This window comes from Mycobacterium sp. NPDC048908, from assembly GCF_043197955.1.
In the GTDB taxonomy this organism is placed as follows: domain Bacteria; phylum Actinomycetota; class Actinomycetes; order Mycobacteriales; family Mycobacteriaceae; genus Mycobacterium.
In genome coordinates this window covers 115818-142302 of record NZ_JBICUE010000006.1, presented here as the reverse complement: position 1 = coordinate 142302, position 26485 = coordinate 115818, and the positions used below count along the sequence as shown (strand labels likewise).

General features: G+C 64.2%; 30 protein-coding genes. 10 read left to right on the top strand and 20 right to left on the bottom strand.

The window, feature by feature from the left end; all coding sequences use genetic code 11:
- Positions 1-29: 29 nt before the first annotated feature.
- Positions 30-917, bottom strand: coding sequence for a helix-turn-helix domain-containing protein (locus ACGFK1_RS17745; protein WP_393431657.1), 888 nt, complete (start codon positions 915-917; stop codon positions 30-32).
- 137 nt (positions 918-1054) lie between these two features.
- On the opposite strand from ACGFK1_RS17745, the gene ACGFK1_RS17740 reads away from it, so the two are divergent.
- Positions 1055-2167 (top strand): nuclear transport factor 2 family protein, encoded by a 1113-nt coding sequence (locus tag ACGFK1_RS17740; RefSeq protein WP_393431654.1) that lies wholly within the window; start codon positions 1055-1057, stop codon positions 2165-2167.
- On the opposite strand, the gene ACGFK1_RS17735 is transcribed toward ACGFK1_RS17740, so the two are convergent.
- The 5 genes from ACGFK1_RS17735 to ACGFK1_RS17715 all read right to left on the bottom strand — a co-directional run bounded on the left by ACGFK1_RS17735 (position 2067) and on the right by ACGFK1_RS17715 (position 6651).
- Positions 2067-3269: a cytochrome P450 gene (locus ACGFK1_RS17735; RefSeq protein WP_393431651.1), complete on the bottom strand. Its 1203-nt coding sequence runs from the start codon at positions 3267-3269 to the stop codon at positions 2067-2069. The two genes, ACGFK1_RS17740 and ACGFK1_RS17735, sit on opposite strands and share 101 nt — an antisense overlap.
- A gap of 21 nt (positions 3270-3290) precedes the next feature.
- Positions 3291-4127, bottom strand: coding sequence for a mycofactocin-coupled SDR family oxidoreductase (locus tag ACGFK1_RS17730; protein ID WP_393431648.1), 837 nt, complete (start codon positions 4125-4127; stop codon positions 3291-3293).
- 93 nt (positions 4128-4220) lie between these two features.
- Positions 4221-4967, bottom strand: coding sequence for a carboxymuconolactone decarboxylase family protein (locus tag ACGFK1_RS17725; protein ID WP_393432363.1), 747 nt, complete (start codon positions 4965-4967; stop codon positions 4221-4223).
- A gap of 53 nt (positions 4968-5020) precedes the next feature.
- Positions 5021-5824, bottom strand: coding sequence for a mycofactocin-coupled SDR family oxidoreductase (locus ACGFK1_RS17720; protein WP_393431645.1), 804 nt, complete (start codon positions 5822-5824; stop codon positions 5021-5023).
- Complete coding sequence (locus ACGFK1_RS17715) at positions 5821-6651, bottom strand: mycofactocin-coupled SDR family oxidoreductase (protein WP_393431642.1); 831 nt, start codon at positions 6649-6651, stop codon at positions 5821-5823. Before ACGFK1_RS17715 ends, ACGFK1_RS17720 begins: the two co-directional genes overlap by 4 nt.
- A 60-nt stretch (positions 6652-6711) precedes the next feature.
- Here ACGFK1_RS17715 and ACGFK1_RS17710 point away from each other — a divergent pair, with 60 nt between their 5' ends.
- Positions 6712-7290, top strand: coding sequence for a TetR family transcriptional regulator (locus ACGFK1_RS17710; protein WP_393431640.1), 579 nt, complete (start codon positions 6712-6714; stop codon positions 7288-7290).
- On the opposite strand, the gene ACGFK1_RS17705 is transcribed toward ACGFK1_RS17710, so the two are convergent.
- Positions 7280-7849 carry a TetR/AcrR family transcriptional regulator gene (locus tag ACGFK1_RS17705; RefSeq protein WP_393431637.1) on the bottom strand — a complete coding sequence of 190 codons (570 nt, stop codon included), beginning with the start codon at positions 7847-7849 and terminating at the stop codon, positions 7280-7282. The genes ACGFK1_RS17710 and ACGFK1_RS17705 overlap by 11 nt on opposite strands.
- A gap of 100 nt (positions 7850-7949) precedes the next feature.
- Between ACGFK1_RS17705 and ACGFK1_RS17700 the strand changes: the two genes are divergently transcribed.
- The 7 genes from ACGFK1_RS17700 to ACGFK1_RS17670 are packed head-to-tail and all read left to right on the top strand — an operon-like array spanning position 7950 to position 13177.
- Positions 7950-8432, top strand: a complete 483-nt coding sequence (locus ACGFK1_RS17700) for a DUF1772 domain-containing protein (protein WP_393431633.1) — start codon at positions 7950-7952, stop codon at positions 8430-8432.
- Complete coding sequence (locus tag ACGFK1_RS17695) at positions 8429-8746, top strand: NIPSNAP family protein (protein WP_393431630.1); 318 nt, start codon at positions 8429-8431, stop codon at positions 8744-8746. The genes ACGFK1_RS17700 and ACGFK1_RS17695 overlap by 4 nt, the downstream gene beginning before the upstream one ends.
- Positions 8747-8762: 16 nt before the next feature.
- Positions 8763-9146: a DUF4267 domain-containing protein gene (locus ACGFK1_RS17690; RefSeq protein ID WP_393431627.1), complete on the top strand. Its 384-nt coding sequence runs from the start codon at positions 8763-8765 to the stop codon at positions 9144-9146.
- Between the two features lie 49 nt (positions 9147-9195).
- Positions 9196-9849 (top strand): TetR/AcrR family transcriptional regulator, encoded by a 654-nt coding sequence (locus tag ACGFK1_RS17685; protein ID WP_393431624.1) that lies wholly within the window; start codon positions 9196-9198, stop codon positions 9847-9849.
- An 18-nt stretch (positions 9850-9867) separates the two neighbouring features.
- Complete coding sequence (locus tag ACGFK1_RS17680; RefSeq protein ID WP_393431621.1) at positions 9868-11181, top strand: acyl-CoA dehydrogenase family protein; 1314 nt, start codon at positions 9868-9870, stop codon at positions 11179-11181.
- A complete protein-coding gene (locus tag ACGFK1_RS17675) occupies positions 11178-12197 on the top strand; it encodes a phosphotransferase family protein (RefSeq protein ID WP_393431618.1) in 1020 nt (339 codons plus the stop codon). The genes ACGFK1_RS17680 and ACGFK1_RS17675 overlap by 4 nt, the downstream gene beginning before the upstream one ends.
- Positions 12194-13177: an NADPH:quinone oxidoreductase family protein gene (locus tag ACGFK1_RS17670; protein ID WP_393431615.1), complete on the top strand. Its 984-nt coding sequence runs from the start codon at positions 12194-12196 to the stop codon at positions 13175-13177. The genes ACGFK1_RS17675 and ACGFK1_RS17670 overlap by 4 nt, the downstream gene beginning before the upstream one ends.
- Positions 13178-13231: 54 nt before the next feature.
- Here the strand turns inward: ACGFK1_RS17670 and ACGFK1_RS17665 are convergent, their stop codons facing one another.
- The 6 genes from ACGFK1_RS17665 to ACGFK1_RS17640 form a co-directional block, all read right to left on the bottom strand.
- Positions 13232-13729: a hypothetical protein gene (locus ACGFK1_RS17665; RefSeq protein ID WP_393431613.1), complete on the bottom strand. Its 498-nt coding sequence runs from the start codon at positions 13727-13729 to the stop codon at positions 13232-13234.
- A complete protein-coding gene (locus ACGFK1_RS17660; protein WP_393431610.1) occupies positions 13726-14334 on the bottom strand; it encodes a TetR/AcrR family transcriptional regulator in 609 nt (202 codons plus the stop codon). Before ACGFK1_RS17660 ends, ACGFK1_RS17665 begins: the two co-directional genes overlap by 4 nt.
- Before the next feature lie 105 nt (positions 14335-14439).
- Positions 14440-15327 carry a TIGR03619 family F420-dependent LLM class oxidoreductase gene (locus ACGFK1_RS17655; protein WP_393431607.1) on the bottom strand — a complete coding sequence of 296 codons (888 nt, stop codon included), beginning with the start codon at positions 15325-15327 and terminating at the stop codon, positions 14440-14442.
- Positions 15324-16154: a TauD/TfdA dioxygenase family protein gene (locus ACGFK1_RS17650; RefSeq protein WP_393431605.1), complete on the bottom strand. Its 831-nt coding sequence runs from the start codon at positions 16152-16154 to the stop codon at positions 15324-15326. Before ACGFK1_RS17650 ends, ACGFK1_RS17655 begins: the two co-directional genes overlap by 4 nt.
- 2 nt (positions 16155-16156) lie before the next feature.
- Positions 16157-16480, bottom strand: coding sequence for a hypothetical protein (locus ACGFK1_RS17645; protein ID WP_393431602.1), 324 nt, complete (start codon positions 16478-16480; stop codon positions 16157-16159).
- Positions 16477-17751, bottom strand: a complete 1275-nt coding sequence (locus tag ACGFK1_RS17640; RefSeq protein WP_393431599.1) for an SRPBCC family protein — start codon at positions 17749-17751, stop codon at positions 16477-16479. The genes ACGFK1_RS17645 and ACGFK1_RS17640 overlap by 4 nt, the downstream gene beginning before the upstream one ends.
- Before the next feature lie 76 nt (positions 17752-17827).
- Between ACGFK1_RS17640 and ACGFK1_RS17635 the strand changes: the two genes are divergently transcribed.
- Positions 17828-18745 (top strand): LysR family transcriptional regulator, encoded by a 918-nt coding sequence (locus tag ACGFK1_RS17635; RefSeq protein ID WP_393431596.1) that lies wholly within the window; start codon positions 17828-17830, stop codon positions 18743-18745.
- A gap of 54 nt (positions 18746-18799) precedes the next feature.
- Here the strand turns inward: ACGFK1_RS17635 and ACGFK1_RS17630 are convergent, their stop codons facing one another.
- The 7 genes from ACGFK1_RS17630 to ACGFK1_RS17600 all read right to left on the bottom strand — a co-directional run bounded on the left by ACGFK1_RS17630 (position 18800) and on the right by ACGFK1_RS17600 (position 26460).
- On the bottom strand, positions 18800-19948 hold the full coding sequence (locus ACGFK1_RS17630; protein WP_393431594.1) for an acyl-CoA dehydrogenase family protein: 1149 nt from the start codon (positions 19946-19948) through the stop codon (positions 18800-18802).
- A gap of 12 nt (positions 19949-19960) precedes the next feature.
- Complete coding sequence (locus ACGFK1_RS17625) at positions 19961-21106, bottom strand: thiolase family protein (RefSeq protein ID WP_393431591.1); 1146 nt, start codon at positions 21104-21106, stop codon at positions 19961-19963.
- 4 nt (positions 21107-21110) lie between these two features.
- Complete coding sequence (locus ACGFK1_RS17620) at positions 21111-21887, bottom strand: enoyl-CoA hydratase/isomerase family protein (protein WP_393432360.1); 777 nt, start codon at positions 21885-21887, stop codon at positions 21111-21113.
- A gap of 2 nt (positions 21888-21889) precedes the next feature.
- Positions 21890-23128, bottom strand: coding sequence for a CaiB/BaiF CoA transferase family protein (locus tag ACGFK1_RS17615; protein WP_393432357.1), 1239 nt, complete (start codon positions 23126-23128; stop codon positions 21890-21892).
- Positions 23128-23886 (bottom strand): SDR family NAD(P)-dependent oxidoreductase, encoded by a 759-nt coding sequence (locus ACGFK1_RS17610; RefSeq protein WP_393431589.1) that lies wholly within the window; start codon positions 23884-23886, stop codon positions 23128-23130. The genes ACGFK1_RS17615 and ACGFK1_RS17610 overlap by 1 nt, the downstream gene beginning before the upstream one ends.
- A gap of 16 nt (positions 23887-23902) precedes the next feature.
- Positions 23903-25069, bottom strand: a complete 1167-nt coding sequence (locus tag ACGFK1_RS17605; RefSeq protein ID WP_393432354.1) for an acyl-CoA dehydrogenase family protein — start codon at positions 25067-25069, stop codon at positions 23903-23905.
- A gap of 98 nt (positions 25070-25167) precedes the next feature.
- On the bottom strand, positions 25168-26460 hold the full coding sequence (locus tag ACGFK1_RS17600) for an amidohydrolase family protein (RefSeq protein ID WP_393431586.1): 1293 nt from the start codon (positions 26458-26460) through the stop codon (positions 25168-25170).
- Between the last annotated feature and the right edge of the window lie 25 nt (positions 26461-26485).

Genomic DNA, 26485 nt, shown 5'->3' with positions numbered 1-26485 from the left:
ATTCGACTAATCGGAACCTAACGGACGACTCAGCGCACGTCAACGCGGGTCGATTCAGGCACGCCGATAGCGTCGGCGGCCCGCCGAAGACGGCGTCCGATCTGCTCGATCTTGCGCGTCGAGAGACTAGTGAACGGGTGCAGGCTGATGCTGTGTGATACGCGGCCCGCAGCGTTGAAGATCGGCACACTGATGGCGCCGACATAGTGTCGCTGTTGACCCGTGGGATCGCTTGACGTACCGGTCATTTCGAGCAGGATGTGGTCGAGATGATCGCGCATCGAGTCCGAAAGCGCTTCGGCCTGGAGCCTGGTCATCACGGGGATCGCCGACACCATCTCGGGGCTCATGCGCTCCACGCTGTAACCCTGACGGGCGGTGTCGGCCAGGAACTGGCCGAGCTGGCGATGAAACGCCCGGCTGGCCACTCCGCTGCGGTTGATCCAACTCCCGCGCTCATCGTCGGGTTCCCAAGCCGCGTAGGCAGGGCCGAACGGCGCGGCGAAGGGCAGCCGATCCCCGACTGCGGCGTCCCAGTGCCTGTCCCGTGCGCCATGTGCGGTGATGAAAGCGGTGATGACGAGTTGGTTTCCTGCGCGCTCGGACACCGACGCGGCGAATCCGGTGTCGGCGACAGCGGCTTGGGCGGCGAAGTGCGCGGCGTGTGCGACTGACGGTGATTGATCCATCTGCTTGGCGAGACCCACGAGTGTCGCACCGATCGAAAAAACCTTCGTCGCAGGATCGCGCGTGACCCAGCCCGTATCGACAAGCTCTTTCATGATCATGTAGGCGGTTGCCTGGTTGAGCCCCAGTGCCTTCACGATGTCGCTGAGCCGGGTCGGCATGCCGGCACGCTCGACGAGCAGCTCGACGATTTCGACCACCCGACGGGTGGGCGGCGACGAACCGGTCACGAGCTGCTCCTGGGCCGCGGATGTTGACTATCCGAACATTACCCCGGGCACGTGGTCGACTCGGTATTTCGCATACTCGACTATCAGATTTGATTATGTAATGTTCTGATAGATGCCCATTCAACGCAGGAGAGCGAATGATGCGCAAAGCTGAATTCCAACGACGTCTGCTGCACGCCACCCTCGTGTTGGGCATCGCGGCCGCACTCGGCGGTGCAATCCCCGCAGCGCACGCTGCAACCGTTACCGACCCCGACGCTGAGACGGCGGCGGTAGAACTATTGAAGGCGACATACTTCGACGACGTCGACACCAAGAATTGGCTGGCGTTGCGTCAGCTCTTCGCACCCGATGCGGTGGTGGATACGACCGGCTCGTTCGGCCCCTACTTCCCCAACCGCGATTCGTTCATCGCTTTCACGTCGTTGACGCTGAGTCCCATCAACACCCGCCACCAAGGTTACGACCCACAGATCAGCCTGACTTCCGATACGACTGCCAGTGCCGTATGGACCATGCATGACAGGCTTTCCCTCGCGGGCCTTGTCACAATCCACGGGTACGGCCACTACACCGACAACTATCAGCAGGTCGATGGGCAGTGGCGAATCACCTACTCCAAACTCACCCGTACACGATTCGCGTTGGAGTTTCCCGCATTCGAGAAATTCGCGATCGGGCTTCCTAACGCATACCAATCCGGGGGTCCGGTCGCCGGACTCTTGTATGCCGGGCCAGCCCTTGTCGACATACCCGTCAGTGCTGTCAGGCAAGTCGTCGGCGCCGTTGCAAGCAACTTCGGCGGGCCGCCCGCAAAAGCTCAGCAGATCACCGTGCCCCCAGGTTCCACCGGCGTGACCACCGAACCGCCCGCCGTGTCCACCGCTCCTTCGGCCAGGGCCGTCACCCTTCGTACCCTGGCGGTCACCACACAGTCGAAGTCGTCCGGTTCCAACACCACTCAGGTCGCGGCGGACTCGGTCGGCGCCACTGCCACATCACCGAAGAGTCATCACGACGTCCGCGAGGCTTCAACATCAGCGACAAAACCAACGACGCACAGAGCTGCCAAAGCCGGGTCGGGGCCTTCGAATGGATCACGACATGTCAGTTGGCCGAAGGTGGCAACTGCTTCGAGCGCGGCAGCACTCACGGCAGGACGAGCCGCAGCCTCTCCCAGCCGCGAACGGTCGACGTCGGCGCGAGTTCCGCTGTCGCGTAATCGATATCCCACTCCGGCCAGCGATTGAGCAACTCGTCGAGCGCGACACGGCCTTCCAGCCGAGCGAGATTGGCGCCAAGACAGTAGTGCATACCCTTGCCGAATGTCAGATGCGAGATGTAGTCGCGGTGGATGTTGAACGTCTCGGCATCCTGGTAGCGGCGCGAATCACGGTTGGCCGCGCCGAACAGCAGCAACATCGCGCTTCCGGCAGGCACGGTCGTGCCGTAACACTCGCAATCCCTTGCCATCCAGCGCGCCACGTGCGGACCGGTCGGCTCGAAACGCAGTGTCTCGTCGACGGCACGATTCAACAATGAGCGATCCTGCTCGATATCGCGCCGCTGATCGGGATGTTCGGCCAGTACCTTGGCCAGCCAACCGATCAGCCGTCCTGTCGTCTCGTTGCCCGCGCCCGCGACCACTTGCGTGTATCGCAACACCTCGTCGCGAGTCAACGTGCGCGTGATGCCGTTTTCGTCCTCGAATTCGACGTTGAGCAACGCGGTCATCAAATCGTCGGAGGGATTCTTCGCGCGCCAGTCGATGTAGTCGGCGTAAATGCGGCCATCGGCGATCTTGTCGGCGTTGACCACTTTCATCGGTGCGCCGGGTCTGGTCCGCAGGTTCGCGTCGTTGGCGTCGCGGACGGTGACCTGCTCCGACTCGGGGATACCGAGCAGCATGCCGATGACGCGCATCGGCATCATCGACGCAAGCTCGGCGATGATGTCGAAGCCATCCGAACCGACATGCGGGTCAAGGCAGTTGACGCAGTACCGACGGATCTGATCTTCGATCTCGGCCATCCGTCGGGGTGTGAACACCCGCGACATCAGCCCGCGCAGCATGGTGTGCACGGGCGGGTCCTCCATCATCATCACGCCCTTGGGCATGTCGAAATCCGACTGGATCAGTTCGAGGATGTCGCCGCGGCTGTTGGAGAAGGTCTCCCAGTCGGCCAGCGCCTTTTCCACGTCGGCGTACCGCGAGATCGCCCAGAAGTCGTAGCGTTCGTTGTAGTAGATCGGCGCTTCTTCCCGAAGCCGGGCGTACACCGGATAGGGGTTGTGCACGATCTCGATGTCGTAGGGGTCGTAATAGACATCCGTATCGGACGCAATTGTCATGCCGGACCAGTCCTTTCGGGGTTATTTCAGGCAACTGCCCGCATCGACCGGAAGTGCGACGCCGGTGATGTAGCGCGCCTCGTCGGACGCCAGGAACAACACGGCGTTGCTGATGTCGTCGGCCGTCACCCACGGGATCGGCAACATGTGGAATGTCTGGCACACCGGCGCCATGTCATCGGGACCGGGGTTCTCCAGGTCCGGCCGGAACATCCGGTACGTCTGTTCGTTGTGCAACAGCGGCGTGTTCACGTGGGTCGGATGCACGGAGTTGACGCGGATGGACTGTGCGCCGAGTTCGACGGCGAATGTGCGCATCAACCCCACCACACCGTGTTTGGCAGCAACGTAGTGACCGGTGTGCGGGTATGTCTTCAAGCCCGCGACTGAACTGGTCAAGATGATCGAGCCACCTCGACCCCCAGCCAACATGTGCGGCACGCCGGCCTTGACCGACTTCCACACCCCCGTCAGGTTGACATCGATCATCTCCTCCCAGATGTCTTCCTTCATCCGCTCAAGCCGCGTCCCGACGGTGCCGATACCTGCGTTGGCGACGATGATGTCCAATCCGCCGAGTTGCTCGACCCCGCTGTCGACGGCGCACTTCAGCGCGGCGTAATCCCGAACGTCGACCTCGGCGGTGACGATCCGCCTGTCCAGCGCCTTGACCAGGTCGGCGGTTTCCACAAGGTCTTCTGGCGTCGCCGCAGGGGCAGGCGAATCGGGAAACGGCCGGCAGATGTCGACGGCGATGATGTCAGCGCCCTCTTGGGCCAATCGCACCGCGTGGCTGCGTCCTTGCCCCCGCGCTGCCCCGGTGACGAACGCGACCTTGCCCTCTACCCGCCCTGCCATTGCCCCTCCTTCTCGCGCCTTCTCATGACGTCGCCCATCATCTTCACCTGACGCCCATACCAATGCTGTGCACTTGCACAAATTCGAGCCGCGCTAGGCCTCCGCCTGCCACTCAGCGAGGACGCGCTGCTTCTGTTCGCCGATCACCTGGTTGAGGTTCGATGCCTTCGCCCAGCCGTAATACGCACCAAAGTGCAATGCGACTTCGTCCATTTCGGCGAACGACACGTCCCGGCTCTTGAGCGCGGCGTATACGTGGCTCAGGATCGGGATCGGCGCGTCCTGGAACGCCACGCAGGTCACGGTGATCAGGCGTCGTTCCTTCATGCCGAGTCCCGGCCGCAGCCACATCTCCCCGAAGACGAAGTTCAATATGCCGGCACCGGAATACGGATTGTCACGGATCGGTGCGAACGGCACGCAGTTGATGGCCCGAAACGACTGCTCGCCGGTCAACAGTCGCTCGTCCGGATCGCTCGGCGTCACCAGCGGCAGCAGCGGTTCCGGCGGGGGCGCCTCCTGCCCGCGGTCGCGGTGAATACGATCCCACTGCTCGTCGACCATCATGTTGAACCGTGATGCCTTCGGCCAGCCGCTGTAGACCGCGAAATGCAGTACTGTCTCCCGCATTTCCGCAATGGAGAGGTCACCGCTGTTCAGCGCCGCATAGACGTGTTCCCTCAGCGGCTGTTCGGCGTCCGCCGCAGCGACGCAGGGCAGCGTGACGAAGCGCCGATCTCGCCTACTCAGTCCCGGCCGTGTCCACACTTCACCGAACACGAAGTCGATCAAGCCATGCTGCGTGGCGGGCGCCGGGTCCGGGGGCGGTGCGAAGGTCATCACGTCCTCGAATGCGCGCCTGCCGCGTTCCGAACGCTCGATGTCAACCGCCGTCAACGCAACGTCACCCCCGCGTCGACCTTGAACTCCAAACCGGTCACATAACGGGACTCGTCGGAGACCAGGAACAACACCGCGTTGCTGATGTCGATCGCTTCCGCCATCACCGTGGGTAACGCGTTGAGGAAAATCGGGATGAGGTCCGGCCGCCCTTCGGCGAGGGTCTGCTGCAGGTTTTCCGGCCGCATACCGGTTTCGACACCTGTGGGATGCACCGTGTTGACCCGAACATTCTGTGCTGCAAGCTCATTGGCCAGTGCCCGGCTCAGGCCGACCACGCCGTGCTTGGACGCCGTGTACGGCAGATGCAGCGGCGTGCCCTTCAGTCCGGCCGCGGAACTGATGTTCACCAGGCTGCCGCCACGCTCGACCAGGTGCGGTAGTGCTGCCGCACACGTATTCCAGGTACCGATCAGATTGACGTCCAACACCGTCCGCCACTGCTTCGACGTCGTCTTGTCCCACGTACCCACGGTCAGGACTCCGGCGTTGGCCACCGATGCGTCCAGCCCGCCTAACTCGGCAACGCCGTCGTCGACGGCGGCGGCCAGCGCGTCCGCGTCTCGCACATCCACGACATGGGTCACGACCTGCGCGCCGTGCTTTTCCGCCAGCCGGGCGGTCTCGCTCAGGTCTTCGCGCGTTGCCAGCGGATACTCGAGCTCCGGTAGCGACTCGCAGATGTCGACGAGGATGAGGCTGGCGCCCTCCTCGGCGAGGCGCACCGCGTGACTGCGGCCCATCCCCCGCGCCGCTCCAGTGATGAGGACGCGCTTGCCCTCGACTCGGCCGCTCATAACTTGTTCGTGAAGCCGGCGTCGACGGGGAAGGTCACGCCCGTGACGTACTTGGCCTCATCCGAGACCAGGTACGCGATCGCGGCGCTGATGTCTTTTGGCTCGAGCAGTTCGACGGGCATCGGGTTCTGCAGATGCGGACCGCCATCGGGATAGTTCTCGAGGAACGAGGTCATCGCAGGGTTGACGGCCATCATGGTGTTCACCGCGGTCGGGTGCACCGTATTGACTCGGATGTTCAGCGGGGCAAGCGCATTGGCGAGCGTGCGCATCAGGCCGACGAGGCCGTGCTTGGATGCGGCATACCCGAGACCACCGCCCTGCAGTCCACCGAAACCCCGCAACCCTGCGGTCGAGCTGGTGAACACGATTGCACCGCCCTGTCCGCCTGCGATCAGGTGCGGAATGGCGGCCTTCGCGGTGTGGTAGGCGCCGACGAGATTCACGTTGAGGACATCGGTCCACATCTGGAGGTCTTCGTCGTCGGTCAGCTCACGAAACGCCATGGCCGCGATTCCCGCGTTGGCCAGCACGATGTCCAGCCGCCCGAACTGCTCGACCCCCGCGTCGATTGCCGCCTTCAGCTTATGAAAGTCACGAACATCGGCGACCGATGCGAGCATCTTGCCGCCAATGGCCTCCACCAACGCGACCGTTTCGTCGAGCTCTTCACGAGACGCCATCGGATAGCCGTTGGAGGGAATGTCGGTGCAGATGTCCACTCCGATGATCGCGGCGCCGTCGGCCGCCAGCCGCATCGCGTGGCTTCTGCCCTGCCCGCGGGCTACGCCCGTGATGAACGCGACCTTGCCGTCTAAAGAGCCCATCGATCCTCGCTTCGCTGCCTGAGTAACCGTGTTACACCCGGTACGGTAACGTGGTTACTCATGGACGGCAAGGGGCAGGATCGGATCCTCGACATCGTGGTCGAGTTGCTCGAAACCGAGGGCTACGACGCGGTGCAACTGCGCGAGGTGGCACGGCGCGCCAAGACCTCCCTCGCCACCATTTACAAGCGCTTCGGCACCCGCGACGAGCTGATCCTCGCCGCGCTGGACACCTGGATGGAAGAGAACCGGTATTCCGGTTTGACAGACCCACACGACGCCGACGAATCGCTGTACGCCGGGTTGATGCGCGTGCTACGCACCATCTTCGAGCCCTGGGAGCGGCACCCCGCGATGCTGAAGGCCTACTTCCGTGCTCGCACCGCACCCGGAGGGGCAAGGCTTGTCCGACGTGGTTTCGATGCTGTGGTGCCCGCTGCCATGGAGGTGCTTGCCGAAGCCGACACAGCGTTCGTCAAAGACGTCGACGACATCGTGTCCAGCGTCGTCTACGGCCTGATGGGCCGCTTCGCCTCGGGCGAGATCGACATCACCGAGATTCTGCCGAGCCTCGACAGGACCGTGCACCACCTGACGTCGAGCTATGAAGCCGCGGCCGTGCGTTCAATCAGTCGATGATCTGTTGCACCAGCAGTTGAACGCGTTCGGCCTCGTGGCCGGACCTCAGTCGGCCCGTGCGGCCCAGCGTGACCAGTCCGTGCAGCGCGGCCCAGAACACCTCGGTGAGCGCATCGGCGTCTTTCTCACCGGCGACGGCGGCGACCGCCTCGCGTAACTCTGCGAACGCGGTTGTCAGCTCCTTGGCGGTCTCGTCGGCGAACCTCAGTGTGGTCGCGCGGGTGAACATTGCGTCGTAGACCGCGGGGTTGTTGCGGGCGAAGTCGAGGTAGGCGTGCGCGACGTCGGCGAGGGTCTCACCGGCTGGACCGGTGCCTGCGCGGACGCCCTCGATCACCTCCGCGAGCTGACCGAAACCCTCGACCGCGACGGCGTCGGCGATCTGCTCCATCCCGGCGAAGTGCTTGTACAGCACGGGCTGGCTGTACTCGATCTCGGTGGACAGCCGACGAGTGGTCACGGCATCCCAACCCTCGGCCTCCGCCAGCTGGCGGGCCGTCGACACGATCAGTTGGCGGCGGGCGGAGCGCTCACGCTCACGGCGATCCTCGATGGCCATGCCTGACGATAGCATGGCTAGAAAAACTAGCAATGCTATTGACAGCGCTTGTCGCTGAGGTTAGCGTTGCTAGCACTTGCCCACCGGAAGGACTGACGAAATGGACCTCGATGTCGCCACCCGCGCCGCCGCCCTCGTTGCGGTGCTGGGTACCGCGGTGGTGTACGGCACCGATGTGTTCTGCGCGATCGCGTTGCGACCCGCCTTGGCGCTGGTCGACGACAGCACCTTGGTCACGGTGATGGGTCGCGTCCATCAGTACGGGGACCGCCGAATGCCGGTGCCCGGCGTGGTGGGGGTTGTCGCCGCCACGACAAGTGCGGTACTGGCCGCGGTCACCGCGCATTGGACACAGGCAATCCCTGCGGGCGCGGCCGTGGTCCTGCTGCTGATCTGGCTCGGGCTCTACACACAGGTGAGCGCACCGATCAACCGACAACTGACCGTGGCTTCCGATACCGGTCGTGCGCTACCGAATGCGCGTGCGCTGCAAGCAAAGTGGGACAAAATCATCGACGCCCGCGCGGTGCTGCAAGGCCTGGCGGTGGCGGCCCTGTGCGTCGCGCTGGTGATACCTCAATGATTGAGCTGAGGATGTACACCTTGCGATCACGCGAAGCCCTAGAGCAGTACGCAACGGTTCACTGGGCCCGCCACGTTCCAACCTTCGAGTCATTCGGTGTCACCACTCACGGGGTGTGGACCGCGCGAGGCACCGATGCGCACCGACTCGTCGCGGTGATCGGCTACCCACCGTGGGTTGACCCCGATCACCTGACGCAACAGATCATGGCCAGCCCGGAATTCGCCGCCGACATGGCCGGTTTCGACGTCGGCGAGATCATCGACGTTTCGTCGACTCGCCTCGACCCGACCTCGTTCTCACCCATTCAGTGACACAGGAGTGCTCGACATGACCGCCATCGCCTACACCCTCGCCGGACTCATCGCCGTCGGGATCATCTTCATCGGCGCACGATTTCTCGTCGCGCCGCGCACGGCCGCCGCCGGCTACGGTGTGCGATCGGACCCGGGTCAGCACTCCGCCGGCGCCTACTTGAGCGTCAAGGGCGTCCGCGACATCGCGTCCGGTCTGTTCGTGGTGATCCTGATCGTGGCGGGCGCGACACAGCTCCTCGGCTGGACAGTATTGACCGCCACCATCATTCCGCTCGCCGACGCAGCGATCGTGCTGCGCCACGGCGGCCCGAAATCGATCGCCTACGGAGTCCACGGCGTCACCGCCGCCGTCATGCTCGTCACCTCGGCGGTCCTGCTGCTCGCGACTAGTAGTTAGACAAACGTCAACTATTTCCATCGGCGAAAGAAGCTGTTAGATTGCGGTTGTGCCGAAGAGCAGCCGTGCCCTCACTGCTGACGGTAGTCAACGTCGCGCGTCATATCAACGGGCCAGATCGCACGAGACCAAGCGCGCGCTGGTGCAGGCCGCGATGGCGTTGTGGCGCACCAACGGCTACGCCAAGACCACCGTGGCCGACATCTGCCGCGCGGCAGGTGTCTCACGCGCGTTGTTCTACTTCTATTTCCCGGCCAAGGAAGATGTGCTCTTCGAGGTGGGCCTGTTGTCGACACGCGCCGCGCAGAAAACGGTGCGCTCACTGGTGCGGACGGACTACGAGGTGGTGGCCGTCATCAAAGAGGCATTGCGCAGCCTCGAACGCTCGATGGCGCGCAACCCGCGCGAGCTGATCATCGAGACGATTCTCGAGGGATACCGCCACGAGCACCGGATCCTCGCAGGCGAACCGCTCGCGGATGCGGACGTCGACATGTTCGGTGAGCTGTTCGCGAAGGCCAAGGCCGACGGCAAGCTGGCGGCACATGTCGATGTACATCACCTGTCGCATCTCGCTGGGATACATGTCAGCGAGGGTGTACGGCACTGGGCCGCAGGGACTTACGGGTCCCGTTCATTCTCCGATGTCGTCAGCCGTGACATCGCGGCGTTGATCGCCGGCTACAACCAGCTGTCCGCCTAATGGAAGAGGAGACCAGAGATGGCGTGGGATTTCGAGACCGACCCCGAATACCAGAAGGTGCTGGACTGGGCCGACGAGTTCGTTCGCGAGGAGATCGAGCCTCTCGATCTGGCGTTTCCGCACCTGCAGTTCGTGCCGCTGGACGACAACCGGCGCAAGGTGATCGACCCGTTGAAAGAAGAGGTGCGCCGAAAGGGGCTGTGGGCCACTCATCTCGGGCCTGAACTGGGTGGGCAAGGCTATGGCCAGCTCAAGCTCGCGCTGCTGAACGAGATCCTCGGCCGCTCGCAATGGGCGCCCATCGTGTTCGGTTGCCAGGCGCCTGACACCGGCAATGCGGAGATCCTTGCGCACTACGGCACTGAGCAGCAGAAGCAGAAGTATCTGCGCCCATTGCTCGACGGTGAGTTGTTCTCGTGCTACTCGATGACCGAACCGCATGCCGGCGCCGATCCGACCCTGTTCACCACCAGGGCGGTCCGCGACGGCGACGACTGGATCATCAACGGCTGGAAGTTCTTCTCTTCCAACGCCAAGACCGCGTCGTTCCTGATCGTCATGGTGGTGACCAACCCCGACGTCAGTGCATACCAAGGCATGTCGATGTTTCTTGTCCCCACCGACACCCCCGGCGTCAACATCGTCCGCAACGTCGGCCTGCACGGTGAGGGCGAGGACGAGGGCTCGCATGCGCTGATCCACTACGACAACGTACGGGTACCGGCCGAGGCGTTACTGGGCGGTGAGGGGCAGGCGTTTGTGATCGCGCAGACGCGGTTGGGTGGCGGGCGCATTCACCACGCGATGCGCACCATCGGTCTGTCACGCAAGGCGCTCGACATGATGTGCGAACGAGCCTTGAGTCGCAAGACACAGGGCAGCCAGTTGTCCGACAAGCAGTTCGTTCAGGGCTACATCGCCGATTCGTATGCGCAGTTGCTGCAGTTCCGCTTGATGGTGCTCTACACCGCATGGGAGATCGACAAATACAACGACTACAAGAAGGTGCGCAAAGACATCGCGGCCGTGAAGGTGGTCATGCCGACCGTGCTGCACGACATCGCTTGGCGGGCAATGCAGATTCACGGCGCCCTGGGCGTCACCAACGAGATGCCGTTCATGGCGATGGTCACCGGCGCCGCGGTGATGGGCCTTGCCGACGGTCCGACCGAGGTGCACAAGACCACCGTCGCCAAGCAGGTGCTCCGTGGCTACCAGGCCACCGACGACACCTGGCCCACCGAGTGGACACCGCGCAAGCGTGAGGCCGCCCGGGCCAAGTACGCCAAATATCTGGAGACCGCCATCGAAAACGAGGTGGGGAACCTGTGACCGAGATCGACGTTGCGCGCCTTGCCGATTGGATGGACGGCGCGGCACTGCCGGGCAAGGGCGAACCGCTGGGGACCCGGTTTCTGTCCGGTGGCACGCAGAACGTGATCTATGAATTGCGGCGCGGCGAGCACCGCTGCGTGCTGCGCATGCCGCCGCCGGACGCACCGCCCGACAGGGACAAGGGCATTCTGCGGGAATGGCGAATCATCGAAGCGCTCGACGGCACTGACGTCCCGCACACCGAAGCCGTCGGTGTATGCGACGACGCCTCGGTGCTCGGCAGGCCGTTCTACTTGATGGGCTTTATCGACGGCTGGTCACCGATGGACACGCACGCCCGCTGGCCAGAGCCGTTCGACAGCGATATCAGCACACGTCCCGGTCTGGCCTATCAGCTGGCCGAGGGCATCGCGCTTCTGTCCAGAGTCGACTGGAAGGCCAAAGGGCTGCGCGACCTCGGCCGCCCTGATGGCTTCCACGAACGCCAGGTCGACCGCTGGATCGGATTCTTCGAACGGATCAAGGGCCGTGAGATCGACGGACTCGATGTCGCCACCGACTGGCTGCGGGCGCACAAGCCGCTCGACTTCATTCCCGGTCTGATGCACGGCGACTACCAGTTCGCCAACGTCATGTATCGGCACGGCGCACCCGCCCAGTTGGCCGCGATCGTCGACTGGGAGATGGGCACCGTGGGCGACCCGAAGCTGGATCTGGGCTGGATGGCGCAGAGCTGGCCGGAAGACACCGACACCCCGTCCGCGATGAGCTATGTCGACATGCGCGGAATGCCCTCGCGCACCGGTGTTGTCGAGCACTACGCGCAGGTGTCAGGGCGGCAGGTCGATGACCTCGACTACTACCTGGTGCTGGCGAAGTGGAAACTCGCGATCGTGTTGGAACAGGGTTTCCAGCGCGCGGGCGACAACCAGAAGTTGTTGGCCTACGGACCTGTGATCACGACCCTGATGCGCTCGGCGGCCGATCTCGCCGAGTCCAGCGACTATCGGTGAAGGCCGCGGTCTGCCCGTCGTACGGACCGCCGGACGTGGTCCGCATCGAAGAGCGGCAGTCCCCCGAGGTCGCGCTGGGACAGGTCCTGGTGAAGATCGCCGCATCGGCGGTCAACTTCCCGGATGTGCTGCTGATCGCCAACCGGTACCAGGTCAGTGTGCCGCCGCCCTTCGTGCCGGGCAGTGAGTTCGCGGGGGTTATCGCCGAGACCGGCAGCGGGGCAGAGGGATTCACGGTCGGCGACCGAGTGACCGGCACGGGCCTGTTCGGAGCATTCGCCGAAGAGCTGGCGGTGCCCGTCGAGGGGTTGTCCCGCATCCCCGATGGCATCGACGAGCGCACCGCAGCCGCATTCGGCGTCGCGTACCGCACGGCATACCACACGCTGCGATCGATGGCACGCGTTCGGGAGGGCGACGAATTGATCGTGCTTGGCGCGGGTGGCGGCGTCGGTCTGGCGGCAGTTCAGCTCGGCGTCCAGCTGGGCGCGTTGGTCACTGCCGTCGCGTCGTCTGACGAAAAGCTCGCTGTGGCAGCGCGTTACGGTGCCCGGCACGTCGTCAATCACACGACGACGGACGTCCGGGGCGCGCTGAAGGAGGCTGTGCCGGGTGGCGCGAATGCGGTCATCGACCCGGTGGGCGGCGATTTGTCGGAGGCAGCGTTGCGGTCGCTGGGTCACGACGGACGATTCGTCACCGTAGGTTTCGCGTCGGGTGTCATCCCCCGCATCCCGCTGAATCTGGTGTTGGTGAAGGGCGTCCACCTTCTGGGTTTCCAGTTCCAGCATGTGCCGCCTGACGAATTCGCCCGCAATGAGGCCGAGTTGCGCGACCACCTCGTCAGCGGACGGGTACGGCCGCACATCGGAGCGGTCTACCCGCTTGACCAAACCGTCGCGGCGCTAAAGCACGTCGCCGACGGCCGTGCCATCGGCAAGGTGCTGATCGACCTCACCTCACCGCGCGAGCAGACGTGAAACTGCCCTTTTTCCGCGGATTTACGGCAGTTTTGCGTCTGCTCGGCACAGAAGCTAGCTGGCGGGCACCAAGTCCGCGGCGACCGAGGCCATCATCCCGCAGCGGAATGTCTCGGCCCCGGTGACGGTGGCGTCCGCGTCCGCAGCGGCCAACGCCTGTGTCTTGAAAGCCCTTGCGGCAGCACTCAAGCGGTGTTCCACGGAGTCGACACTCTCGTCGAGTTCGGCTGGCAGCCGCTCACCCCACAGCGTGACCTCGGTGGCGCCCTGCTGAAGCGCGTTGAGCACATGCTGATGCACGCGGGCGTCGCTGTCCAGCAGATCGGCGGCGACCGCAACCGTCTGCGGATGCGGGCGGTCTTCCCAGGCCGCCAGGACGGTTTCCAGATCGCGCACCTCGGCGCCGAGAATCTCGAGCGGCCGCGCGTCCTCGTCCGTGCTGATCAGGACGGTCACGTCCCAACCTGCCATCACCCGGTCGTAGATCCAGCCGCCTGCGAACGTCACCGCATCGAGCACGGTCGGCGCCACGACGTCAAGCCGGTACCTCATGTCGAGCTCCTGGGCGCCAGGTCGCGGCCCAATGACTCTGCGTACCCCTTGAACACCTCGGTCAGCGGGATTGAAGGATCGAGCAACCATAGGGTCTCCATTCCGTTGATGAAGGCGAGTATCTCCACGGCCTTGCCGGCCGCGTCGAAATCGGGGCGGTACAAAGCTTTGCTCTGACCACGTTTGATGATCTCGGTGATGATGTCGACGGCGTCGCGGTAGCGCTTGTGCAGGCGGTCGTGCAGCGGCGCATCGGGCGCGATGTTCTCCACCAGCAGCACGGTGAAGGTGCCAACGAGTTCGGGTGCGCGATCGAATCGCTCCGGCACACGCGACAGCTCGGTGATCAAGTCACCGGAGCGGTAGTCGGCATGGATCTCGTCATCGGCGTCACGGGCATCGAGCACCGCGTTGAGCAGTTGCTCCTTGGATTCGAAGTGGTGCAGAAGGCCCGCGGGCGTGACGCCGGCTTCCTTGGCGATCTGCGCGAGTGAGGTGTTTCGCCAGCCATTGCGCGCGAGCAGTCGCTCGGCGACCGTCAGAATGCGCTGCCGCCGGTCCTCGCCCTTGGCGAAGAGCGTGGCATACGGCCTCGGCTCTTGCACTGAACCCCTTCGTTCAACCAACCTAGTGAACACACAGTAGGTAGGTTCTCCGACTGTGACAAGCGTCTCACCGAAATTGGGTTTAGAAGTTCCAAAAGCCGCAAGTCAAGGGCGCGCGCTTGCGTCGTGCGACCGCGCTGCGGCGGGGTGATGCATCTCGGCCAGCGCGTGGATCTGTTCGAGGTAGTGCTCCAGCGAGTGATGGACGAAGCGCGCGGACACGGTCGTGGTGCCCGCGGCCGCCATCCCGTGCAAAGCCTCACGTGTGGCTTCCGGCTCTCCCACCGGGTCGAGCGGTTGGTCTGCAGGCAGCACGACCTCGAAGTCGGAAGGGATGTCGCGGGCCGAAAGCCACTCGCCTGCGGTAGCGACCGAGATGCCGAAGGGGCACCAGCCCTCGGCAAGGGTGAGCGCCCGCCGCAGCGAGCGTTTGGTCCGGCCGCCGATCCAAAACGGCATGTGTGGCTGCACTGCGCAGGGGTCGACGGTCAGGCCACCGAAGGAATAGAACTCGCCGCGGTAGGTCGGCTCGTTGGACGGCAATGCGGCCCTCAGCGCGCGTAGAGCGTCGTCGGCGCGGGGACCGCGGCCCTCGAATGGGGCGTCGAGCAGATCGAATTCCGCGCGCAGCGATCCGACGCCGAGGCCGAGGATGACGCGTCCATTGCTGACGTGATCCAGTGTGCCGTAGCGCTTTACGATTTCCAGAGGATGGTGATAACCCAGCACCAACGTCATGGTCGCGAATCGAATGTGTTTCGTGCGAGCCGCCAGGTAGCCGAACGTGGCGAGCGGGTCCCAGTACCGGGTGCCGCGCCGCGCGGCCTCAGACGACGGCAGACCGATGTGTTCGCTGCAGGTCATGTGGTGATACCCGAGCCGATCCGCGGTTTCCGCGATTCGCCCGATGTCCTCGACAGAGGCGTTCTTTTCCCACGTCATACCCGCGCCGGCCACATTCGTGACGACGGGAGTTGCGATGCCCAGTTTCACTGAAGCGGCTCTTCGCCGGCCAGGATCGTGCGATGCATGAGTCGGCCACTGTCGACGGGATACTCGAGCACTCGATGCATGGTGCCGGTGTTGTCCCAGATCAGCAGGTCGCCGGCCTGCCACTTGTGTCGATAGACGTAGTGCGGTTGGGTCGCCCAGTCGCGAAGTCGGGCAAGCAGTGCCCGGCTCTCCTCAACCGGGAGCCCGACGACGTAGTCCGCCGTGGCACCCAGCAGCAGCGACTTGCGGCCGGACCGGTGCGTCCACACCAACGGACATACTTTCGTCGGTGACTTCTGCCAGAACGCGATTTCGGCGTAGCTCATCTCGGGACGGACGTAGTACTGCGAACGTTCGGCACTGTGTACCACGCGAAGGTCGGCGATCAGGTCCTTATCGGCCTGTGGCAGGTCCTCGTACGCGGCATAGGTGTTGCAGAACTCGGTGTCGCCGCCGGTGTCCGAGAGCTTGACCGCCCGCAGCAGTGTCGCCAGATTCGGATAGGGCTGCAGCGATCCGTCGAAGTGCCAGAACATCGAGCCCTTCAGGTATTCGGCTCGCTGGTTGATGTTCTTGTCGAGCGAGATCTTGTAGATGCCGCTCTCCCCTTCGTTCTGGACGATGTTGCCAAGGGTCTTGGCGACGGCGACCTGATGCTCATCGCTGATCTTGATGCCGCGGAAGAACACCACCCCGCGCCGCTCCAGCGTGGCGCGGATATTCGCGGCTTCGCTTCCGCCGAGCAGTGTTTCGAGGTCCGTCCTGATCTCGCTGCCAATCCTCGGGGTGAGGTCGACGACGTCGAGTTGGGCCGAGGTGAGTCCCATGATCAACTCACTCTCGTGAGAATGGTGTCGGCAGAATGCTTCACGCGCGGCTGCTGCCACAACTCCACCGCGAGGGAGACGGTGATCAGCGAATAGAGCAGATTACGGAGGTTGGCGACGTCATCGGGCAGCGGTTGGGAGTAGTCGAACTTGTCGATGTAGGCCACCGCCTCTTCGGCGACGGGAAACACTTCGTCGTAGAACACCCGGATCTCTGCCATCGAACTGTTGACCCGCTTCACGTAGCGCTCGTGCCCGTCTTCGATCGCCCATTCTTCTACCAGGTGCTCGAGTTGAGAAAACTCCAGCGGCAGAAGCGTGCTCATCGGCCGGCCACCCCCGCCTCCACATAGTCCGCGACCGTCTTGTGCAGGTGGCGCAACAGGATCTCCTCGTCGTTCATCGTGAAATGGGTGAGCACACCGCTGTTCAGCATCGCCTGCAGGCCCTCTGATGGACTGGCGTCTTCCAAGATGATGTCGTTGAGGAACGTCACCGTGAGTTCCTGGCCCAACCGCTCCTTGTGCGTCTTCGGCGGCTGGTAGAACATCTCGACTTCGAAGATGTGCGAGTGCGGTCCCGTCGGCCAATGGGTGTGGGTGGAGAACCCAGACGAGCCGAAGATCAGCACGAAGTTGGGGAAGAACTGGAACGAGTCGAAGCCGTACTTCTCTGACCGGGTGGGGTTGATTCCCAGCGGCATCGGGCCCCGATCGACCCGCTTGTTCCACGGGCCGGCAGCACTGGCCTCCATCACACACTCGATCGGCTTCGAGTACGGCGTCTTCTGCGAGGGCTCTCCAGAGAACGAGAACATCCGATGCGGGCCATCGATCTGGTAGGCCAACGCGTCGGTGAACGGGTTCGGTTGGTCGAAAGCCTCCCTGGCCTCCGCCGTGAGAGCGCCGAACGAGGATGCGTGCAAGTACGGTCCGTGGTAACTCTCGGCGAAGCTGTCGACGAAAATCTTCCAGTTGCACTGTAATTCGGTGTTGAACCGGTACACCTGGTGCGGCCCCGCGAAGGGATAGCCCTCGATTCCGTGCGCCAGTTCGCCGAGGAACGAGCGCAGCGGTTCGGTGTTGTGCGGGTCGAGGTTGATGAAGATGAAGCCCTCCCACACATCGCACTGGACCGCGGGGACCCGGCAGCTGTCGGCATCGAAGTCGAGCAGCAGATCCTTGCGGGTGGCCGAGTGCAGCGTGCCGTCCAGCTTGTAGCGCCAGCCGTGGAAGCGGCAGTAGAGCAACGGCGCGCGGCCTGCCACTTCCTGGAACGGGTCGTCCTCCCACAGCATCTTGTTGCCCCGGTGCGGGCAGATGTTGTGGAAGGCGCGGATCACGTCATCCTTGCCCCGCACGATGATCACGGAGGTGTTCAAGAACCTCAGTTCGCGGGTGAAATAGCTGCCGGACTTCGGCACCCGCTCGACCCGCCCGACGTAGAGCCACGTCTTCTTGAAGACGTACTCTCGCTCCTTCTCGTAGAACTCAGGCGAGACACAGTCTTCGAGTGACACCGGACCGCGACCGAGTTCGGGATAGGCGTCGGTCCAATGTCCGCTTGCCGGTTTGGTCACCAGGCTGTTGTGACTCATGAAGGCTGACGGTACAACTGGTCATTTCGCCGAAATAGACGCAAAACCGCAACACCCTGTTGCATATTTGGAACGTATGGAGCAGAACCTGCCCTTCGACGTCGACGCGTTGCTGGTGTTCGGCAAGGTGGTGGAGTCGCGCAGCGTCTCGAAGGCCGCGACCTTGCTGGGCATGCCCAAATCGACGGTCAGCCGTAAGCTCGCGAAACTGGAAACCGACCTCGGCATCAAGCTGCTGCGCAAGAACACCCACCAGCTCACCGTCACCGACGTCGGCGAGCAGGTCTACGAGCACGCCGTGAAGATCTTGACCGAGGCCAACGGGGTGCGTGCCCTTGTCGAGGCCAGCAGGCAGGAACCGCAGGGCGAACTCCGGGTCGCGATACCAGTCTTCGTCGGGATCGACTACGCATCCAGGGTCGGCGCCACCTTCTTGAAGCGGCACCCTAACTCCCGGTTGGACATCCGGTTGGTCGACAGCATGGTCGACCCCATCAAGGACGGCTTCGACGTGGTGTTCGGGACCGGACCGCTGCAGGATTCGACGTTGATCGCACGCAAAGTGTTCAGCCTCGAGCTCTTTCTGTGCGCCTCAGCGGATTTCGTCGAATCGTTGGCCGAGCCGATCACCGCTCCGGAGCAACTGAACTCGCTGCCGTTCATCGAGTTCGGGTTCGCAGGCTCACACAAGGTCACCGTGGCCAACCAGCGGCGACGCCATCAACTGTCGCCCCAGGTCAGGGCGCGGGCCAACAACTTTCAGGTCTGCAAGCAGTACATCCTGCACGGCCTCGGCGTCGGTGCGATGCCCACACAGATCCTCTGCATTGACGAGCTTCGCGACGGCACGATGTTGCCAGTGCTGCCGGACTGGCAGCCCGAACCATTGGAGGTGCACATGATCTATCCGTTCGAGCTGTCGTTCTCGACCCTGATCAGTGCATTCTACGAGGCGGCGCGCGCCATCATCGTCGAGAACATCGGACGCACGTGACCGCGATTTCGGCGTGATCGGTCGCGCTGACCGCGACTGAGCACACCCAAATCGCTACAAACCCAACGACTTCGCGATGATCACCTTCATCACCTCGCTGGTTCCGGCGTAAATGCGGGCCACGCGCGCATCGGTGTAGAGCCGGGCGATGGGATACTCCATCATGTAGCCGTACCCTCCGAACAACTGCAGGCACCGGTCGATGACACGCTGCTGCATCTCGGTGCAGAATAATTTGACCCTCGCGGCGTCGGCGGCCGACAATTCGCCGTCGACGTGCAGGGCCACCGCCTTGTCCAGCATCGCCTGCCCCGCCTCGACCTCCGTGGAACACGCCGCGAGCTCGAACTTGGTGTTCTGGAACGAGGCCACGGGCGTGCCGAAAGCCTTGCGGTTCTTGGTGTACTCGATGGCAGCGGCGATCGCCGATCTCGCCTGGGCCACCGAGCCGACCGCGACCGTCAGCCGCTCCTGCGGAAGGTTGTGGCCGAGGTAACCGAACGCCTCGCCCTCCTCCCCCAGCATGTTGGCGGCGGGAACCCTGACGTCGACGAAGGACAACTCCGCGGTGTCTTGGACCTTGCAACCCATCTTCTCCAGCTCGCGGCCTCTGGTGAATCCCGGCATGCCGTCCTCGACGACGAACAGGGTGAGCCCTTTGCGGCGATTGTCCGGATGGGTTGCGGTGCGCGCCACCACGATCACCAGGTCGGCTTGCATGCCGCCGGTGATGAATGTCTTGGCGCCGTTGATGATCCAGTCGTCACCGTCGCGGACCGCGCCGGTGCGCATGCCCGCCAGGTCCGAGCCGGTGCCGGGTTCGGTCATCGCGATGGCGGTCAGCAGCGTCCCGGCGGCCAACCCGGGGAACCACCGCCTGCGCTGCTCCTCATTCGCATAATGCAGGAAGTACGGCAGGATCACTTCGAGCTGGGTCCGCACCGTCGACAGCGTGACCAACGCGCGCGCCGCCTCCTCTTGCAGCACGACGTTGTAGCGGTAGTCGGGTGCCCCGCCACCCCCGTACTCCTCGGGGATGGCCATCCCGAGCATGCCCAGCGACCCCATCTGCTTGAACACGTCGCGGGGCATCCGGCCGCCCTCCTCCCATTGGGGGTAGTGCGGAACCACCTCCTTTTCGACGAAGTCGCGGGCGAGTTCACGGAACGCCTCGTGGTCGGAGGTAAACAGATCGCGTTGCATCGAGGTTCCTGTCTAAGCGATGAGCTCTACCAAAGTTGCGTTGGCGGTGCCGCCGCCCTCACACATCGTCTGCAGACCGAACCGAATCCCGTTGTCGCGCATGTGATTGATCATGCGTGTCATCAACACCGCGCCCGACGCACCGAGCGGGTGACCGAGCGCGATCGCGCCGCCCAGCGGGTTGAGCTTGTCCTCGTCGGCGCCGGTCTCGGCCAGCCACGCCAACGGCACCGGCGCGAACGCCTCGTTGACCTCGAACACCCCGACCTCGTCGATCGTGACCCCCGCCTTGTGCAGAACTTTCTCGGTGGCCGGGATCGGGCCGGTCAGCATCAACACCGGGTCGGCACCGGTCACCGCGCCCGCCCGGTAACGGACGATCGGCGTCAGCCCCATCGTGACGGCGTTCTCGGCCGTCGTCACCAGCAGCGCCGCGGCGCCGTCGGAAATCTGCGACGAGTTGCCCGCGTGAATGACACCGTCGTCCTTGAATGCCGGCTTCAGACCCGCCAGCTTCTCGACGGTCGTCCCGCGGCGGATACCTTCGTCGGCCACCACGGGCTCGCCGTCGGTGAACACCGGCATCAGCTGCGTCTCGAATGCGCCGGCGTCCTGCGCCTTCGCCGCGAGTTCATGGGAGCGCGCCGAGTACTCGTCAAGGCGGGAGCGCGAGAAGCCCCACTTCTGAGCGATGAGCTCCGCCGAAATACCCTGGTTGAACGAGAAATCCCCGTATCGGGCAAGCACTTTGGGCCCGTACGGCATGCCGGTGGCGCGTGCCGCCCCGAGGGGCACCCTGCTCATCACCTCGACGCCGCCCGCCACCACCACGTCCTGTTGGCCGGACATCACCGCATGAACCGCGAAGTCCAGCGCCTGCTGGCTCGATCCGCATGCGCGGTTGACGGTGGTCCCGGGGATCGTCTCCGGCCAGCCCGCCGCCAAGACCGAGTAGCGGCCGATGTTGCTCGACTGGTCGCCGACCTGTGAGACGCAACCCCACACCACATCGTCGACGATCTCCGGGTCGATGCCCGCGCGCTCGGCCAACGCATTCAGGACGATCGCCGACAGGTCGGCGGCGTGCATATCCGACAGTCCGCCGTTGCGCTTGCCGACGGGCGTGCGCACCGCCTCGACGATTACGGTTTCACGCATCTTCTCACTCCGATCTCGGTACGGCCCACCGGCCGGTGAACACCGCGTCGCGTTTCTGGGCGAACGCCGCATAAGCCTCTATGGAGTCTGCGGTAGCGAAGTTGCCCGGTTGCGCCCGGGCCTCGTTTGCCACCGCCTCCCGCAACGTCGCGTTCGCACCGTCGTTGAGTAGCGCCTTGCTCTGCGCCAGCGCGACGGGCGGTCCCGCCGCGAGTCGCCCAGCCAGATCGGCGACGAACTGGTCAATCTCGCCTGCGGATTTCACCCAGGTGACCAACCCGAGCGACCGCGCCTCGTCGGCGTCGATGGTATCGGCCAACAGCACCAAACGCTTGGCCTGCTGAAGCCCGGCCAGCTTGGGCAGCAACCAGGATCCGCCAAGGTCCACCGAAAGGCCACGTTTCGAGAACACTTGACAGAACCGTGATTCCGGTGTCGCCACCACGAGATCGCAACCGAGCGCCAGGTTCCAGCCCGCGCCGACAGCCACTCCGTCGACCTTCGCGATGGTGGGGATGGCCAACTCGTGCAACGCCAGCGCGACGTCGGTGAGCCTGCGCAGCTTGTGCCGCGGGTGGACGTCTTCCGGCGTGGAGATATCGGCGCCCGAACAGAACGCGCCGCCTGCGCCCGTGATCACCAGGGCGCGCACCTCTTCGCGAGCGGCGGCGCGCAACGCGTCGGCCAACTCCTGCCAAAGCTGCGGATTGATCGCGTTCTTGCGCTCGGGCCGGTTCAGGGTCAAGGTGCGGACGCCGTCGTGGTCACAACGCAGCAACACGCTCACGAGTACTCCGGTCCGATCACTCCGTCGGCGCGCAACCTGTTCACCTCATCTTCGGTGAACCCGAGTTCATGCAGAACCGCATCCGTGTGCTCACCCAACCCGGGCACGGCACCCATTGGCTGCTCGAACCCCGTGATCACCGGCGGAGGCCGCAGCGACTGGATGTCGCCCTTGGACGTGGCGACGGTTCGCCACCGGTCCCGCGCCGCCAACTGCGGATGCACCACCACTTCGCTCGGCAGGTTGTAGCGGGAGTTGCCGATCCCCGCGGCGTCGGCGATCTTCTGGATCTCGGCGAGATCGTGTTGGCTGCACCAGGATCCGATGGCTTCGTCGAGGATGTCGCGGTGCGCACAACGTCCGGAGTTGGTGGCGAATCGAGGATCGTCCGCCAGGTCGGGGCGATCGATGATCTCTCTGGCCACCCGTTGCCATTCGCGGTCATTGGTGGTTCCGAGCACGACGGTCTGGCTGTCGCGGGTGGCGAACGCACCGTACGGCGCGACCGCGGGCGAGCCGACGCCGAGCGGTTCCTGGTCGATGCCGGAATGCTGGGTGTAGGTGAGCGCGTAACCCATGACGTCGGTCATCACGTCGAACAGGCTCAGTTCGACGGCCGGCGCGGCGGTTTGACCAGCGCGACGGTTCCTGTCGAACAGCAACGCCAGAATGGAAATCGCGGCATACAGACCGGTGGCGAAATCGGCCATCGCGGGTCCGGGTTTGGCGGGCATACCGGGGTAACCGGTGATGGCGCATGATCCCGATTCCGCCTGCACCAGAAGGTCATACGCGCGCTTGTGCGAGATGGGGCCGCCGGGCCCGTACCCGTCGATCTCGACGGGGATGACGTCGGGGTGGCGCCGCGCCAGATCGGCCGCGGCGATACCCATCTTGGCGGTGGCACCGGGCGCGAGATTCGAAACGAACGCATCGGCGCGGTCGAGCAGCCGGTGCAACACGTCAAGGCCCGCTGCGGACTTGGTGTCGAGCGTCACGGACTCCTTGCCCCGGTTGCACCACACGAAGTGCGCGGCCAGTCCGCCCGGACCATTGACCACATCATCGTAGTGACGCGCGAAGTCACCCCCGTTGGGGTTTTCCACCTTGATGACGCGCGCCCCGAAGTCGGCGAGTACACGTGTGCACATCGGCGCGGCCACCGCCTGTTCCATGGCGACGACGGTGACGCCGGCGAGTGGCGCTCCGCTCGTCTCGCTCCTCGCGTGCGCGATCACATCACCATTCCGCCGTCAACCGGCAGCACCTGCCCGGTGACGTACGACGCCGCGTCAGAAGCCATGAACACGAATGCGCCCGCTATCTCCGACGGCTCCGCCCACCGTTTCATCGGGATACGGTTCATCATGTTGGCCGCGAATTTCTCGTTGGTGCGAATGGTCTCGGTCATCGGCGTTGCCGCCAATGGGGCAAGCGCGTTGACCATGATGCCCTTGGTGGCCAATTCGCGCGCCAGCGACTTGGTGAAGCCGACGATGGAGGCCTTGGCCGCCGAGTAGTTGACCTGGCCCAGCGTGCCGGTGAGGCCGGCTGCCGACGTCACGTTGACGATGCGTCCGGTGCCGTCGGTCGGGATGTAGGGCAGCGCCGCCTGGGTGACGTTGAAGGCACCCATCACGTGGACGTCGAACAGCAGCCGGAACGACTCCTTGGTTGTCTTCTCGAACATCGCGGGCCTGGTGACCCCGGCGTTGTTGATCACGATGTGCAGCGCCCCATCGGCCAGCGCCGCCGCCTGCGCCGCGGCCGCATCAGCTGATTCCCGGTCAGCCACATCGAGCGCGGCGGACTCAGCCCGACCGCCGGCCTCCGAAATGCGTTCGGCCACTGCGGCGGCCGCGTCCTTGTCGAGATCGGTGACCAGCACGGCCGCCCCCGCGTCCGCCAGCGCGCCTGCCACCGCAGAGCCGATGCCGCCCGCGGCGCCGGTCACCAAAGCCGAGCGGCCGCTCAGGTCGAAGTAGTTGGTCATCCAGTAACACTCCGTCTCAGTAACTACGGGGAAGGCCCAGCACGTGCTCGCCGAGGAAGTTCAGGATCATCTCCTGACTGACCGGCGCGATCTTCATCAGGCGGGATTCGCGGAAATACCGCGACACGTGGTACTCCTCGGAATAGCCCATGCCGCCGTGCAGCTGCAGCGCACGATCAGCGGCACCGAACCCGGCGTCGGCGCACAAATACTTGGCTGTATTGGCTTCGCGCCCACACGGTTTGCCGTTGTCGTAGAGCCACGTCGCCTTGCGCAGCACCAACTCGGCGGCGTCCAGTCGGGCAAGAGAATCTGCGAGCGGGAACTGCAGGCCCTGGTTCATTCCGATGGGTCGGTTGAAGACCACGCGCTCGTTGCCGTACTTGACCGCCTTCTGCAGCGCCACCCTGCCGATGCCCAGCGCCTCCGCGGCGATCAGCATCCGCTCGGGGTTGAGGCCGTCGAGGATGTACTTGAAGCCCTTGCCCTCTTCGCCGACGCGGTCGCCCACCGGCACCATCAGGTCATCGATGAACAGCTCGTTGGAGCTCACCGCGTTGCGGCCCATCTTGTTGATCGGCCGGATGTCGACGTGGTCACGATCGAGGTCGGTCAGGAACAGCGTCATACCGTCGGTCTTCTTGGTCACCTCGTCGTATGGCGTGGTGCGCGTGAGCAGCAGGATCTTTTCGGATTCCAGCGCCTTGGAGATCCACACCTTCCGGCCGTTGACGCGGTAGTGGTCACCCTCGCGCCTGGCGAAGGTGGTGATACGCGAGGTGTCAAGGCCCGCACCGGGTTCCGTCACGCCGAAGCACACGTGCAGGTCGCCGTTGACGATCCGCGGCAGCGTCGCCTTCTTCAGCTCCTCGGAGCCGTGTCTGACCACCGGCTGCATGCCGAAGATCGACAGATGGATGGCGCTGGCGCCGTTCATCGCCGCTCCGGAGCGTGAAATTTCCTCGAGCAACAGCGTCGCCTCAGTGATGCCGAGGCCGTGGCCGCCGTACGCTTCCGGGATGGTCATGCCGAGCCAGCCACCCTTGGCGATGGCGTCGTAGAACTCTGTGGGGAATTCGTGCGCCTGGTCCTTCTCCATCCAGTAGTGGTCGTCGAACTTGCCCGCCAATTCCGCGACGGACTTACGGATCAGCTCCTGATCCTCGGTCAGTTCGAAGCTCATTCCGCCGGGCACGATGATTCTCCTCAGGTGGCATGGCAGTACGCCGGTGCGTGAAACGGTCGCACGTCACCGGCGCAGTTGACAGTAGAAACTACGACTCAGTCCTTATTGCCGGTCAACTCCTTGGCATTCGCGGCGAAGTCCGCGAAGTTCGCGCCGCCGTGGTCGTGTTTGGACAGCGCCTGGATGGACACGTCGTGGCCTTCGGCGGCCTTGCGCAGGGCGCCGACAGTGGCCTGCTCGCGGCTGATGTGAGTGAACGGGTCCCAGTGATACCAGCGCATGGCGTTCTCGAAGGTCATCTTGTTGACCTCGTCATCGGGCACGTTGTTGGCGGTCAGCACCTCGTGCAACTGCTCGGGCGCTCCGGGCCACATCGAATCCGAATGCGGGTAGTCGGCTTCCCAGCAGATGTTGTCGATGCCGATCTCGTTGCGCAGCTTGACGCCAACCGGATCGGAGATGAAGCAGGTCAGGAAGTGCTCGCGGAACACCTCGCTGGGCAGCTTGCCCTTGAAGTCCTGGCCGGTCCAGGTGGAGTGCATCTCATAGGTGCGATCAGCACGCTCGAGGAAGTAGGGAATCCACCCGGTGCCGCCCTCGCTCAACGCGATCTTGAGGTCCGGGTACTTCTTGATCGGCTTGGACCACAGCAGGTCCGCAGCGGCCTGCACGATGTTCATCGGCTGCAACGTGATCATCACGTCCATCGGGGCGTCAGGGGCGGTGATCGCCAACCGGCCCGACGAACCGATGTGCACGTTCATCACCGTGTCGGTGTCCACCAGGGCCTCCCACAGCGGCGTCCAGTAATCGTCATGGAAGCTCGGATAGCCCATCGCCGCGGGGTTCTCGGTGAAGGTCAACGCGTGCACCCCACGTTCGGCGTTGCGCCGCACCTCCTTGCCGCACGCCTCGGCATCCCAGATCACCGGCAGGCACATCGGGATGAACCGGGCCGGATACTGCCCGCACCACTCCTCGACATGCCAATCGTTGTAGGCCTGAAGAAGCGCCAAGCTGAACTCGGGATCCTCGGTGGCGAAGAGTCGTCCGGCGAAACCGGGGAACGACGGAAAGCAGATCGACCCGAGGATCCCGCCGGCGTTCATGTCCTTGACCCGCTCGTCGACCTGCCAACAGCCTGGGCGGATCTCGTCGAGGCCTTGGGGCTCCAGGCCGTACTCCTCCTTGGGGCGCCCAGCCACGGCGTTCAACGCGACGTTGGGGATGACCACATCACGGAACTGCCAGGTATCCGACCCGTCAGGGTTGTGCACCAATCGCGGCGCCTCATCCAGATACTTCTTGGGCAGATGGTTCTTGAACATGTCCGGCGGCTCGACAACGTGGTCATCAACGCTGATCAGGATCATGTCGTCTTTGTTCATACCTCGACTTCTCCTCGCTCGTCAC

Bases quoted from the DNA above. Each gene is read 5' to 3' on its own strand.
- ACGFK1_RS17665 (WP_393431613.1), bottom strand. From the start codon at position 13,729: ATGAGGTACCGGCTTGACGTCGTGGCGCCGACCGTGCTCGATGCGGTG.
- ACGFK1_RS17630 (WP_393431594.1), bottom strand. From the start codon at position 19,948: ATGCAACGCGATCTGTTTACCTCCGACCACGAGGCGTTCCGTGAACTC.
- ACGFK1_RS17625 (WP_393431591.1), bottom strand. From the start codon at position 21,106: ATGCGTGAAACCGTAATCGTCGAGGCGGTGCGCACGCCCGTCGGCAAG.
- ACGFK1_RS17600 (WP_393431586.1), bottom strand. From the start codon at position 26,460: ATGAACAAAGACGACATGATCCTGATCAGCGTTGATGACCACGTTGTC.
- ACGFK1_RS17610 (WP_393431589.1), bottom strand. From the start codon at position 23,886: ATGACCAACTACTTCGACCTGAGCGGCCGCTCGGCTTTGGTGACCGGC.
- ACGFK1_RS17605 (WP_393432354.1), bottom strand. From the start codon at position 25,069: ATGAGCTTCGAACTGACCGAGGATCAGGAGCTGATCCGTAAGTCCGTC.
- ACGFK1_RS17740 (WP_393431654.1), top strand. From the start codon at position 1,055: ATGATGCGCAAAGCTGAATTCCAACGACGTCTGCTGCACGCCACCCTC.
- ACGFK1_RS17720 (WP_393431645.1), bottom strand. From the start codon at position 5,824: ATGAGCGGCCGAGTCGAGGGCAAGCGCGTCCTCATCACTGGAGCGGCG.
- ACGFK1_RS17645 (WP_393431602.1), bottom strand. From the start codon at position 16,480: ATGAGCACGCTTCTGCCGCTGGAGTTTTCTCAACTCGAGCACCTGGTA.
- ACGFK1_RS17710 (WP_393431640.1), top strand. From the start codon at position 6,712: ATGGACGGCAAGGGGCAGGATCGGATCCTCGACATCGTGGTCGAGTTG.
- ACGFK1_RS17680 (WP_393431621.1), top strand. From the start codon at position 9,868: ATGGCGTGGGATTTCGAGACCGACCCCGAATACCAGAAGGTGCTGGAC.
- ACGFK1_RS17690 (WP_393431627.1), top strand. From the start codon at position 8,763: ATGACCGCCATCGCCTACACCCTCGCCGGACTCATCGCCGTCGGGATC.
- ACGFK1_RS17730 (WP_393431648.1), bottom strand. From the start codon at position 4,127: ATGGCAGGGCGGGTAGAGGGCAAGGTCGCGTTCGTCACCGGGGCAGCG.
- ACGFK1_RS17735 (WP_393431651.1), bottom strand. From the start codon at position 3,269: ATGACAATTGCGTCCGATACGGATGTCTATTACGACCCCTACGACATC.
- ACGFK1_RS17640 (WP_393431599.1), bottom strand. From the start codon at position 17,751: ATGAGTCACAACAGCCTGGTGACCAAACCGGCAAGCGGACATTGGACC.
- ACGFK1_RS17700 (WP_393431633.1), top strand. From the start codon at position 7,950: ATGGACCTCGATGTCGCCACCCGCGCCGCCGCCCTCGTTGCGGTGCTG.
- ACGFK1_RS17715 (WP_393431642.1), bottom strand. From the start codon at position 6,651: ATGGGCTCTTTAGACGGCAAGGTCGCGTTCATCACGGGCGTAGCCCGC.
- ACGFK1_RS17695 (WP_393431630.1), top strand. From the start codon at position 8,429: ATGATTGAGCTGAGGATGTACACCTTGCGATCACGCGAAGCCCTAGAG.
- ACGFK1_RS17705 (WP_393431637.1), bottom strand. From the start codon at position 7,849: ATGGCCATCGAGGATCGCCGTGAGCGTGAGCGCTCCGCCCGCCGCCAA.
- ACGFK1_RS17725 (WP_393432363.1), bottom strand. From the start codon at position 4,967: ATGACCTTCGCACCGCCCCCGGACCCGGCGCCCGCCACGCAGCATGGC.
- ACGFK1_RS17650 (WP_393431605.1), bottom strand. From the start codon at position 16,154: ATGGGACTCACCTCGGCCCAACTCGACGTCGTCGACCTCACCCCGAGG.
- ACGFK1_RS17635 (WP_393431596.1), top strand. From the start codon at position 17,828: ATGGAGCAGAACCTGCCCTTCGACGTCGACGCGTTGCTGGTGTTCGGC.